This is a genomic window from Marinoscillum sp. (assembly GCF_040222955.1).
Lineage (GTDB): Bacteria > Bacteroidota > Bacteroidia > Cytophagales > Cyclobacteriaceae > Marinoscillum.
Window position 1 is genome coordinate 137428 of sequence record NZ_JAVKCA010000022.1, and the last position, 12132, is coordinate 149559.

Genomic DNA, 12132 nt, shown 5'->3' on the forward strand with positions numbered 1-12132 from the left:
ACTACACCTTTTTCAACACTATCGCCACCCTGCTGGGCAGGTATACGCTTAGAAAATGCTCCCCAAACAAAGCCACTGTAGGGTAAGTCATTTCATCATCAATACGGTCATGGCCACCAAACTCCCCCTTGTCAGAGTTCAGAATAATTTTGTATTTGCCCGGTACTGGTACCTTGAATCGATAATCCGGAACTGAATTGGTGGGAGAAAAATTAAAGGCAAAAATCAAATTGTTTCGCTCGAAGATAACTGCCTTATTGTCCTCGTCCATATTGAGCTGCTGAGCAGGCAGGGAGCCGACAATTTTCTCATCATTGGCCATCTGCACCATAGCCGCCCCGAAGTTATACAACTGCTTATACCTCAGATCGGGATGTTCCTGGAGGTTCCATTGTCGCCGTGCGTATTTGTAGCTCCAGTCATTCCCCTCTCTGGGGAAGTCCACCCATTCCGGATGGCCAAATTCATTGCCAATAAAATTCAACCAGCCCTCACCACCTAAGCTCAGCGTGAACAAGCGAATCATTTTGTGCAAGGCAATTCCCCGGTCGATAATGAGACTCGGAGTGTCCTTATGCATGTGGGTATACATCTCCTTATCCATCAGCCAGAAGGCAATGGATTTGTCTCCTACCAGCGCCTGATCATGAGATTCGGCATAGGCAATGGTGCGTTCTCCATATCGTCGGTTGGTCAGTGTATCCCACATTTCGTGGATGTTCCACTCTTCATCATGTTTGTGCTTCAGCACTTTGATCCAATAATCCGGTATGCCCATTCCCAGTCTGAAATCAAACCCCATTCCCCCTTCACTCACCGGTCGGCAGAGGCCTGGCATGCCACTCATATCCTCAGCGATTGAAATGGCCTTGGGCTTGAGCTCCTTGATCAGGTTGTTGGCCAGCTGAAAGTAGGTGAGCACGTCCCAGTCTACTTCTTTAAAGTATTTTTCATAATGATCAAATGAAATATCCCCGTGGTGGAAATAGAGCATAGAAGTGACCCCGTCATAGCGGAAGCCGTCCATATGAAACTCCTCCATCCAGTATTTCACGTTAGACAGCAAAAACCGGAGCACCTCCTCCTTGCCATAATTGAACAGCTTGGAATCCCATAAGGTGTGGAACCCTCGTCCTCCCGGGTGGAAGTACTGGTCATCAGATCCGTCAAATTCATTCAGCCCCTCTGCCAGGTTTTTCACTGCATGTGAATGTACAATATCCATAATCACAGCGATGCCCATTTTGTGAGCAGTATCCACCAGGTATTTGAGATCGTAGGGAGTACCAAACCGGCTACTGGGAGCAAAGAAATTACTCACGTGGTAGCCAAAAGATCCATAATAAGGATGCTCCTGCACGGCCATCACCTGGATGGTGTTGTACCCCTGTTCTTTTATTTTAGGCAAAATCTTGTCCGCAAACTCCCGGTAGGTGCCTACCCCTTCCTTTTCCTGCGCCATGCCCACATGACACTCATAGATATATGGGTTGTCATAAGACTGATCAGGAGCGAATTTCTTATCGGTCCATTTGTAGGGTTTCTCGGGATGCCAAAGGCGGGCGGTAAAATCGTAGGTCTTTTCATCCTGAGTAACGTATCTGGCATAGGCTGGAATGCGATCCACCCCACCTTTGTCTGATACCACGTGCACCTTCACAGCCGACTCATGAGTGAGCTGATTCCCGTAGGTTTTATCATCCAGAAAGATCTCCCAAATCCCCTGATCATTTTTTTCCAGGAGGCTGGCACCCCTGTCCCAATTATTAAAATCTCCAATCACACTCAGAGAGTGCGCATGCGGAGCCCACTCTCTATACCACCATCCTTTTTTCTTTGGATCATAGTTAAAACCCAGGAAATTGTAGCCACTGGCAAAAGCATCAATGCTACCGTATTCTGATTCCAGCTGCTTCTTGCGAGCTTCAAATCGCTTCATTCTGTCCTGAATATCTGACTCAAACGGAGCAAGCCAGGGATCATTTTTGACTAAAATGGGTGTGTTCTTTGAAGGCATACTTCTTTATTAAAAATAAGTGCGCATGCAAGTTAGTGATCAGACCTTGCGGAAGCAAATATTTTAAATAAATACGGTGTTTCATTAAAATATTCATAAATAATAACCAATAACTTTATGAATAGTGGTGTTTTTGTTAGCTGATTATGAACAATCTGTCAGCGCAAAAATGGTGTGTGCAGCAGAAAAATTTCTTAAATTCATTTGTAACCTATCTCATATGGCTCGGTTTGCCTCAATGAAAAATATGACTTGATGTTGGATTCACTGGATGATCATGCAATCATGCTGAAAGTAAAGGCCGGAGACGTGGAGAAACTCGGCCTGCTTTATCACCGCTACAGCCGGCGGCTGTTTGGTTTTTTTTACCGAATGACCACCGACCCGGCCACCAGCGAGGACCTGGTGCAAAATGTCTTTATGCGGATGCTGAAGTACAAACACAGCTATTCTGAGCGTGGCAATTTTGAGGCTTGGGCCTTTCATATGTCCCGCAATGTGCACAAAGATCATTTGCGAAAAAATAAGCGCTACGCCTGGCAGGAGGACATGTCCGGATGGGAGGCTCATCTGAAGCACAACGACACACAGGAGGCTTTCCATCAGAAAACTGATGAGCTGGAATATCTGGCCAGAGCCATGAAGGCACTCTCAGAAGACAAAAGGGAAATCCTGGAACTCACGCGCTTTCAGAAGCTGAAGTACGAAAAAGTAGCTGATCTGCTGGGGATCACTGAAAGTGCGGTAAAGGTGCGGGTACACCGCGCACTGAAGGCACTCAAGGAAAACTATCAGAAGCTGGATGGGCCTGCACTGGCACCAAACAGCACCGGAGCAGGACAGTAACAAAAAGAAAATTTTGAGATCAACAAAATAGAAGGAAAATGAAACTCAATAAGGATTTAGCCACGGAATGGTGGATGGACGATCTGGCAGGCCAACTGGATGCGGAGCGAAAACTTCAACTGGAGACTTACCTCAGCGAAAATCCGGATTTGGCCAGCGAGCTACGGGAAACCCAAACCATTTGGACGCAAATGGAAACCATGGAAACTCCCGAACCTGGAGAGTCGATGGACGTTCGTTTTCAAGCCATGCTGTCCGGATATCAATCCGCTGCCAACAAGCAATCTTTTGATTGGACATTCCTGACCCAGTGGTTTCGATCCAACTGGCAGGTGGGCTTTGCCGCACTGGTAATAGGTCTGGTCATAGGTACTTTGGTTATCCCCAGGCCTAATCAGGAAGTAAACCAACTCGCTTCGGAGGTGCAGGAGATGAAAAAGATGCTCATGCTAACCCTGATAGAAAAGCCACAGGCGCAGGAGCGGATCAAGGCAGTGAACATGGTCAGTGACATGCCCCGATCAGATGAGAAGGTCATTGATGCCCTGGTTTTCACCCTTAATCAGGATCCCAGCAACAACGTCCGACTGGCAGCGCTGGAAGCACTGATGGTTTATGGGAATAATTCGAATGTTCGTGAAGCGCTGGTATCGTCCATTGCCACGCAGGAATCTCCACTCCTGCAGGTAGCACTGGCCGATGCGATGATTCTCCTCCAGGAAAAGTCTGCGGCAGCACAGTTCTCCAAGGTATTGAGTTCGCCGAAAGTTGATGACAGCATCAAGTCAAAACTGGAATCAACTATTCAAACACTAAAAGAAATTTAATCATGAAAATATCATTAATCACCTTAATCATGCTCGGTAGTCTTCTTTGCAAGGCTCAGGTGAAAGAAGTGCAGCTGCAGGACAGGCTGCCCATCGCACCAGACAGGCCTGTCACAGTAGTAGTAGACAATGTATTTGGCGGGATAGAAGTGACCGCCACCAATGCACCGGCGGTGAGTTACCAGGTACTGAAAACCATCAACGCCGATCATGCGAAGGCACTGGAAAAGGGTCTGACGGAGGTCAACATGAAAATCATTCAGAGAAACGACTCCATCATCTTCTACCTCACCGCACCATTCATCTGTGACCAATGGAGTGGGTGCTATCAGCGGGGCAGGTGGATGGACGGTCCGGAAGATTATGACTTTAACTTCGACTACCAGCTCCAAATCCCGGCTAACGCCAATCTGAAAGTACAGACGGTAGATCAGGGAAAGGTGACCGTGAAAGGGATCACCGGGACAGTGAGTGCCGGAAACATAAATGGTGATGTGGAAATAAGCGGCGCTCATGCGGTAGCCAGAGCCACCACTGTCAACGGGGATGTGGAAGTCACCTTTCAAAAGCGACCTAACCTGGACGGCAGGTTCAGCACCATCAACGGCACCATCAACCTGTATTGCACCTCAGACCTGAGCGCATCGGTCACTGCCAAGACCATGCACGGAAGTCTGTTCAGTGCTTTTGATTTCGAAACCAAAAAGCCCGAGCTCAAGAAGGTGGTTTCCAAAAAAGGAGCTTCTACCACCTATCAGCTCAATGAGACTTTTGGGATAGAAATAGGGAAAAATGGGCCCACACTTAGCTTTGAAACCCTCAATGGGGACATCTACTTAAGAAAACTTTAAACCGGCAGTTCACAGACATTAAACATTAGAATCATGAAAAAATCAATCATTATATGCATAGGCTTATTCGCGGCAGTAGCCGCTTTGGCCCAGGAAAAATTCTCAGAGCAGTTTACCATCCCGCTCAGCAAACCAGGCACTGCTGCCCGCATAGAGCTGGACCACCTGAATGGCGACATCACTGTGACAGGATACAGCGGAAGTGAAGTGATCATCACCGCCTCGGCATCTGGCAGCTCCCTACAGCACGGATGTGACGACTGCCATGAAGATAAGAAGTCAGCGCCTCCCGGAATGAAGCGGGTCAATGCTAATCCTATGGAGCTCCGGGCCAAGGAAAGCAATAATGTAGTGAGCATAGAGTCTGACTCCTGGAAGCGCCGAATGAACATTGAGGTTAAAGCGCCCATTAATGCGGATCTCGATCTGAACACTGTACATGGCACCATCACGGTGAAGGGCATCAACGGCACCATGGAAATCTCCGGAGTGAATGGTGGCATCGCGCTGGAGAACATCTCCGGGTCAGTACTGGCCAATACCGTGAATGGCGATGTGAAGGTCACCTTCAAGTCCCTGACCTCCGGTGAGCCCATGTCCTTCGTCACCTTGAATGGCGATGTGGATGTGACCCTTCCGGCCAATGCCAAAGCCACCACCAAGCTGCGCTCTGAGCGTGGAGAGATCTACACAGACTTTGACATGGCCCTGGAGCGATCCAAAACCAATGTGAAAAAAGAAAGCGGTGAATATGAAGTGTCTATCAATAGCTGGGTCTATGGCAAAATCAACGGCGGAGGCCCCGAGTTTACCTTTAAAAACATGCACGGGAGCATTATCGTGCGCAAGGGAAATTGATTGAGAATGATCCCGCTGTGAGGAGCGGGATCATTTTATTCACTTAACATCTGTATCACTATTGATTTATACAGCAAACAGTTAGATGTTGGCACTGTGCACATCCATGGAGATTATAATCTCAAGTTCTACGATCCGTATAGTTATCCATAACTCCTTCCCTCTTACCCAAGAAACAAAAGCACTTCCATTACACCGCTTCACACTTCCCGTTTGCGGTGATATGCAATGTCCTGAGTGTCAATTAACGGAGTTGATTTTCTTCTGAAAATCCGCCACTCAACGTGTTTTCCCCCCTATACAGCTGGTATTTAAGCCCTCCCACCGAGTCGGACGGGATTAGGTTTGTCGCATTCGCTAATTCACAACCTAAAACCCTAATCAACCATGATATTTACCTCACAAAACATCGACATTAAGCCCAATTCATCATTTGGCCCGCACTGCCTTCATTTTGTTTTCAAGGGTAAATTCACCCAACAAGCTAGTTTAGAATCCACTGAGGCCTGGAAAGCTCACACCAGGCAGTTTCCCGCTGAGAAATTCACCATGATCTGGGATTGCCTGAAAATGGACGGCTTTGAGATGTCAGCCCGCCAGGAGTGGGTCGCCTGTATGCAAAGTGAAAAAGGACAAATTCATAAGGTCATCGTCATTTCAGATAATATAGCCATTCGAGGAGCAGCCTACCTCATGCTCAAATTATTCACCTTCGAATCCCTGGTGGTCAAATCATTGACGGAGCTTGCCCAGCGGATGTAGCACTTCAGCATCCCCTGATTTAAATTTCTTTCAGTAGCATTTGCAACCTTTCAGCACATGCAAAGTACTTTCTCTATCTAGTGTCCAACAAAACCCGACCACTCATGATTCGGAATTTCCTGAAAGTAGCCATCAGAAGCATCCAAAGAAACAAAGTTTACAGTCTGCTGAATATTCTTGGACTGGCCATAGGACTGGCCTGTGCCATGCTCATTCTCCTATGGGTGCAGGATGAAATGAACTATGACAGTCACCACCAAAATGTCAAAAGTATCTATCAGGTGATGGAAAACCAGCATTATGCAGATCGCATAGGCACCACTTTTTCCACGCCCGGGCCATTGGGGCCATACCTCAAAGAAACGTACCCTGAGGTGAAGTACTCCAGCAGGCTGACCTGGGAGTCGGAGAATCTTTTCACTTACAAGGAGCAGTCGTTTTATGAGCAGGGCCGATTCGTAGATGTCGACTTCTTCCACATCTTCACCTTTGAGTTTTTGGAAGGAAACCCGCAATCCCCCTTCACTGACAAAACTTCCATGGTGCTCACAGAGAAGCTGGCGCGGAAATACTTTGGCAATGAAAGCGCCGTAGGCAAGGTGATCAAAATGAACAATGAGACCAACTTCACGGTGACCGGAGTGGTGAAAAGCTGGCCATCCAATACCACCAATGGCAACTTTGACTACCTCATCAATTTTGAATACTTCTGGGAGGACAACCTTACCTGGCTGGATCGCTGGGGAAATAACAACGTCCGCTGTTTCATCCAGTTGCAGGAAAATATTCAGGCCGATGCCTTTGAAGGCAAAATCGCCCGCCTGCTGGACGAAAAGAATGAAGACAATGCCATCGCGCTCTTTCTTCATCCTCTGGAAAAGCTGCACCTCTATTCCAATTGGGACAATGGAGTGGCTGATGGTGGTCGCATTCGGTATGTGCGTATTTTTACCATCGTTGCTCTTTTCATCCTCCTCATCGCCTGCATCAATTTCATGAACCTCGCCACGGCACAGGCTGTCAAACGTGCCAAGGAAGTAGGCTTGAGAAAAGTAGTCGGCGCTTATAGAGGCAACCTGATTGCTCAATTCCTGAGCGAGTCAGTGATTTTTGCGTTTTTAGGTGGGGTGTTGGCTCTTCTGCTGGTATTGCTACTACTGCCGGCTTTTAACGCGCTTACTGAGAAGGCCATCCCTTTTGTGCTCAACCCAAATGCGCTGCTACTCCTCACCACCCTGGTGTTTGTCACCGGGCTACTGTCCGGAAGCTATCCGGCATTTTATATCGCCAGCTTCCAGCCAGCCAGTGTACTGAAGGGCCAGATGAAAAGCGGGAAAGGGGCATCCCGATTCAGAAAGGTATTGGTCACCACCCAATTCGTCCTTTCCATCATCATGATTTTCTGCACCATAGTGGTCTATCAGCAGCTCGTTTTTGTCCAAAACCAGGAAACCGGCTTTAACAAACAAGGGCTGGTCTATGTGGAAATGCATCAGAACATACAGGATAAATTCCAGGTAATCAAACAGCAGTTGTCACAGAACCCGGCCATCCAGTCAGTGGCAGCCATGAGTCAGGCGCCACTCGGATTCAACAATTCCACCTGGGGTTTTGACTGGCCGGGCAAAGATCCACAGTCAAAAATCCTCTTTACCAACCTCTCCATTGACAATACCTTCGCCGAGACCTTTGGGATTCCGTTGGCAGCTGGTCGAAGCTTCAACCCAAAGTTCACCACCGACACCCTCCACTTCATGATCAATGAAGCCTCCGCCACGGCGATGGGCTTCAAACCGGAAGAAGTGGTGGATCAGCCCGTCACGCTTTGGGGTGATCGCAAGGGAAAAGTCATCGGAGTATTCAAAGACTTCAATTTCAGTTCTTCGAAGAGTAAAATCAGACCACTCCTGATGATCCATGACCCAGACTGGTACAATCACATCGTGGTGAGGGCCAATGAAGGACAGCATGCCGCAGCCATTCAGGCTTTGGAAGAAATCTATCAGGAATTTGCGCCGGCATATCCTTTCGAATACCGATTTGTGGATGACAAATGGAAGGAGTTTTATGAGAATGAAGCCCGCACCGCCAGCCTGTTCAATAGTTTCGCACTTGTGGCCATTTTCATTTCATGTCTTGGGCTATTCGGGCTGGCCGCCTTTACCATCCAGCAGCGCACCAAAGAAATAGGCGTGCGGAAAGTTCTGGGCGCATCCATCCTGTCCATCATCAAAATCACCACGCGTGAATTCACTTTGCTGGTCTTACTGGCTGCTTTCATTGGATCTCCGGTGGCCTGGTATCTGATGGACATGTGGTTAGAGGACTTTGCGTTTCGCATTGATCTGACCCTCTTCATCCCGTTGGTGTCCACTGCCATTGCCATTGGTGTAGCCATCGCCACCGTGGCGTATCACTCGTTCATGGCCAGCCATACCAACCCGGTGGAAGCACTTAAGTATGAATGATTCCCCTTGAGTAAACACACACTTTTATGAAGGATTTGTTAAGATAATTTCAATGATCAGTCTGATTATTTGTGCTTATCTTGAATGATTAATGATTATTTTTGTTAATCTTCAAATAGTATAATTCAGCAGGCATGTCCATAAAAGTAGCAGTAAGGCACTATACCAAATATACCTACGACAAGCACATCGAGCTGAGCCCGCAGGTGATCCGTCTTCGTCCTGCTCCACACTCGCGTACTTTCATCAAGGGGTACTCGCTCAATATCAAGCCGGAGGGACATTTCATCAACTGGCAGCAGGACCCCTTTGGTAACTACCTGGCACGGATTGTCTTTCCAGAAAAGGTAGACCACTTTGAGGTAGATGTGGAAGTGATCGCTGACATGGTGGTGATCAATCCCTTTGACTTTTTTATCGAGGAATATGCAGAGAAATTTCCCTTCCAGTATGAAGAATACCTGAAAAGGCAACTCTCTCCTTACCTGGAGGTAACCGAAAAAGGTACGCTTCTCATGGAGCTGGTAGCTCGTGCCAAAGAGAAAAAACTGGCAGAGATGAACACTGTGGATTACCTGGTGGCCCTCAATCAGATGGTGAATCAGGCCCTCTCTTACAACATTCGCATGGAACCCGGGGTGCAATCCTGCGAAGAGACACTCCAGCTGGCTTCAGGTTCCTGCCGGGACTTTTCATGGGTACTGGTGCAGCTTCTGCGGCACGTAGGCCTGGCCTCCCGTTTTGTATCGGGCTATCTCATCCAGCTTAAAGCGGACCAAAAAGCCCTGGATGGCCCATCGGGCACGGAAGAAGATTTCACCGACCTGCATGCCTGGGCAGAAGTATACCTGCCGGGTGCCGGATGGGTAGGGTTAGATTCTACCTCGGGGTTGTTTGCCGGGGAGGGTCATATCCCGCTGGCCTGTACTCCAGAGCCACAAAGTGCCGCTCCCATTTCCGGTTTTGCAGAGCCTGCCAAAACAGCATTTCATTTTGAGAATACCGTAAAACGAATCGAAGAGACGCCCAGGGTGACCAAACCCTACTCGGAAGAGCAGTGGGCGCAGATCGTGGCTGTGGGAGACAAGGTGGATGCAGACCTGAATGCAAATAATGTAAAAATGACGATGGGTGGCGAACCCACCTTTGTGTCGATAGATAACAATGACGCCCCGGAATGGAACTCAGAAGCCGATGGTGAGCACAAGAGAAAACTCTCCAATCAACTCTTCCACCAACTGAAAGAATCTTATGGAAAAGGTGCGCTGATGCAGTATGGTCAGGGCAAATGGTACCCAGGCGAACCCCTGCCCCGCTGGAAACTGGCCTGCTACTGGCGCCTGGATGGCGAGCCCATCTGGCATAATGACGCACTGCTGGCAGACATTTCCAAAGATTATGGCCTCAGCCACACAGATGCTGCCAGGTTTATAGAAGAACTAGCCACAGAGTTGAACGTGGAGCAGGCCAATATCACCCCGGCCTATGAAGATCCCTTCTATTTCATCTGGGAAGAAAGCAAAGTTCCCCTAAATGTAGACCCGCTAAAAGTAGACCTGAAATCCCCACTGGAAAGGCAAAAACTAGCCCAACTGCTACAGGATGGACTGGACAAGCCAGTGGGCTATGCGGTGCCATTGTCCTGGGATCAGGAGCACACCTCCTGGCAGAGTTGCAAATGGAGCTTTCGCAAAAAGAACCTTTTCCTCGTGCCCGGTAATTCCCCCATCGGACTCAGGTTACCACTGGACTCCATCCAGTACACCGACCCTGAGGACGAAGAAATTCGCCCGGAACGAGACCTTTTCGAGGAAACAGAAGCCCTGCCGACATCCGGTGAAGCGGCTTCTTTTGGGTTAGATAACCGGCCTTTCAACAATTCGGAGAAAATTTTCAAAACATGCCTGCTGGCGGAAATCAGAGAAGGCAAACTTTTTGTCTTTTTCCCACCGTTAACACATTTTGAGCACTACCTGGACCTGGTGGGAGCCGTAGAGCGAACGGCAGAGAAGCTGCAAATCCCGGTGCTGATAGAGGGTTATGACCCTCCGGCTGATAACAGGGTGCAGAAACTCATGATCACTCCGGACCCCGGAGTAATAGAAGTAAACATCCACCCCGCGAAAACCTGGCGAGAGCTCCTCAGCAACTACGAAATCCTTTATGACAAAGCGCGTGAATCACGCCTGACCACTGAAAAATTCAACCTGGATGGCCGGCATACCGGCACAGGCGGAGGCAACCATGTGACCATCGGTGGCAGTAAACCTGCAGAAAGTCCCATCCTTCGCCGACCAGACGTGCTGAAGAGCTTCATCACCTATTGGCAGCACCATCCGGCGCTTTCCTATTTATTTTCTACTCAATTCATCGGCCCGACGAGCCAGGCCCCGCGTGTGGATGAAGGCAGGGATGACATCCTCTACGAACTGGAGTTGGCCTTCCAGCAGGTGCCCAATTTCAAAGAGGACAATGTGCCCTACTGGCTGGTCGACCGGATTTTCAGAAACCTCCTCGTAGACATCACAGGAAATACGCATCGTGCGGAGTTTTGTATAGACAAGCTCTATTCTCCTGATTCCAGTACAGGGCGGCTGGGCATTCTGGAGTTTCGTGGGTTCGACATGCCCCCTCATTATCGGATGGGAATGGTACAGTTTCTATTAATCAGAGCGCTACTCAGCTGGTTTTGGAAAAATCCTTATGACCATAAGCTGGTGCGATGGGGAACGCAACTCCACGACCGCTTTTTACTTCCGCACTACTGCTATAAAGACATGACCGAGGTGGTCAATGACCTGCGCAATGCCGGGTATGACTTTGACATCTCGTGGTTCGATCCCTTTTTCAGTTTCCGTTTTCCGTTCGTGGGTGAACTGCAGGTGGACGATATCCATATTGAACTCAAAATGGCCATAGAACCCTGGCATGTACTGGGCGAGGAAATGTCCAGCTCCGGCACTGCCCGCTTTGTAGACAGCTCTCTGGAGCGGCTGCAGGTGAAAATTTCAGGAATGACCGACTCCCGCTATCAGCTCATGTGCAATGGTCTCAGGATTCCCCTGAAAAACACCGGCGTGCAGGGAGAGTACGTGTCCGGCATTCGCTATCGGGCATGGCAGCCGCCATCAGCCCTTCACCCAACCCTGGGTGTAGATACTCCGCTGGTCATAGACCTGTACGATACCTGGACCAAAAAATCTATCGCCGCCTGTAAATACCATGTGGCCCATCCCGGAGGCAGAAATTACAACACCTTCCCGGTCAATAGCTTCGAGGCAGAGTCACGAAGAATTTCCAGATTCTTTGACTTTGGGCACTCTATCAATCTCGTAGAACCCACGATAGAGCAACCCACTTCAGTGGGCCGATTTATCACCAAGGTGAATATCCTCACCAATTATGAAGCGACAGGTGAGGTCGTAAACCCGGAGTTTCCGCATACCATGGACCTCAGAAGATACAAAAGTGTGAAATAGTCTTTCTTATTCAGGAAAAGGATA

The 12132-nt window shown here is 48.7% G+C and carries 8 protein-coding genes; 7 read left to right on the forward strand and 1 reads right to left on the reverse strand.

Annotation, left to right across the window (positions count from 1 at the left end; genetic code table 11):
* Position 1: 1 nt before the first annotated feature.
* Positions 2-2017, reverse strand: a complete 2016-nt coding sequence (locus tag RIH33_RS19985; protein WP_406651835.1) for an alpha amylase C-terminal domain-containing protein — start codon at positions 2015-2017, stop codon at positions 2-4.
* A gap of 255 nt (positions 2018-2272) precedes the next feature.
* Between RIH33_RS19985 and RIH33_RS19990 the strand changes: the two genes are divergently transcribed.
* The 7 genes from RIH33_RS19990 (at position 2273) to RIH33_RS20020 (ending at position 12108) form a co-directional block, all read left to right on the forward strand.
* Positions 2273-2863 (forward strand): RNA polymerase sigma factor, encoded by a 591-nt coding sequence (locus RIH33_RS19990; protein ID WP_406651837.1) that lies wholly within the window; start codon positions 2273-2275, stop codon positions 2861-2863.
* Between the two features lie 38 nt (positions 2864-2901).
* Positions 2902-3690: a HEAT repeat domain-containing protein gene (locus RIH33_RS19995; RefSeq protein WP_406651839.1), complete on the forward strand. Its 789-nt coding sequence runs from the start codon at positions 2902-2904 to the stop codon at positions 3688-3690.
* 2 nt (positions 3691-3692) lie between these two features.
* Entirely contained in the window at positions 3693-4541 is an 849-nt protein-coding gene (locus RIH33_RS20000; RefSeq protein WP_406651841.1) for a DUF4097 family beta strand repeat-containing protein, read from the forward strand.
* Positions 4542-4574: 33 nt separating this feature from the next.
* Positions 4575-5399, forward strand: coding sequence for a DUF4097 family beta strand repeat-containing protein (locus tag RIH33_RS20005; protein ID WP_406651843.1), 825 nt, complete (start codon positions 4575-4577; stop codon positions 5397-5399).
* 387 nt (positions 5400-5786) lie between these two features.
* Complete coding sequence (locus RIH33_RS20010; protein ID WP_406651844.1) at positions 5787-6161, forward strand: hypothetical protein; 375 nt, start codon at positions 5787-5789, stop codon at positions 6159-6161.
* 104 nt (positions 6162-6265) lie between these two features.
* Complete coding sequence (locus RIH33_RS20015) at positions 6266-8629, forward strand: ABC transporter permease (RefSeq protein WP_406651846.1); 2364 nt, start codon at positions 6266-6268, stop codon at positions 8627-8629.
* Between the two features lie 134 nt (positions 8630-8763).
* Positions 8764-12108 (forward strand): DUF2126 domain-containing protein, encoded by a 3345-nt coding sequence (locus RIH33_RS20020; protein ID WP_406651848.1) that lies wholly within the window; start codon positions 8764-8766, stop codon positions 12106-12108.
* Positions 12109-12132 lie beyond the last annotated feature (24 nt).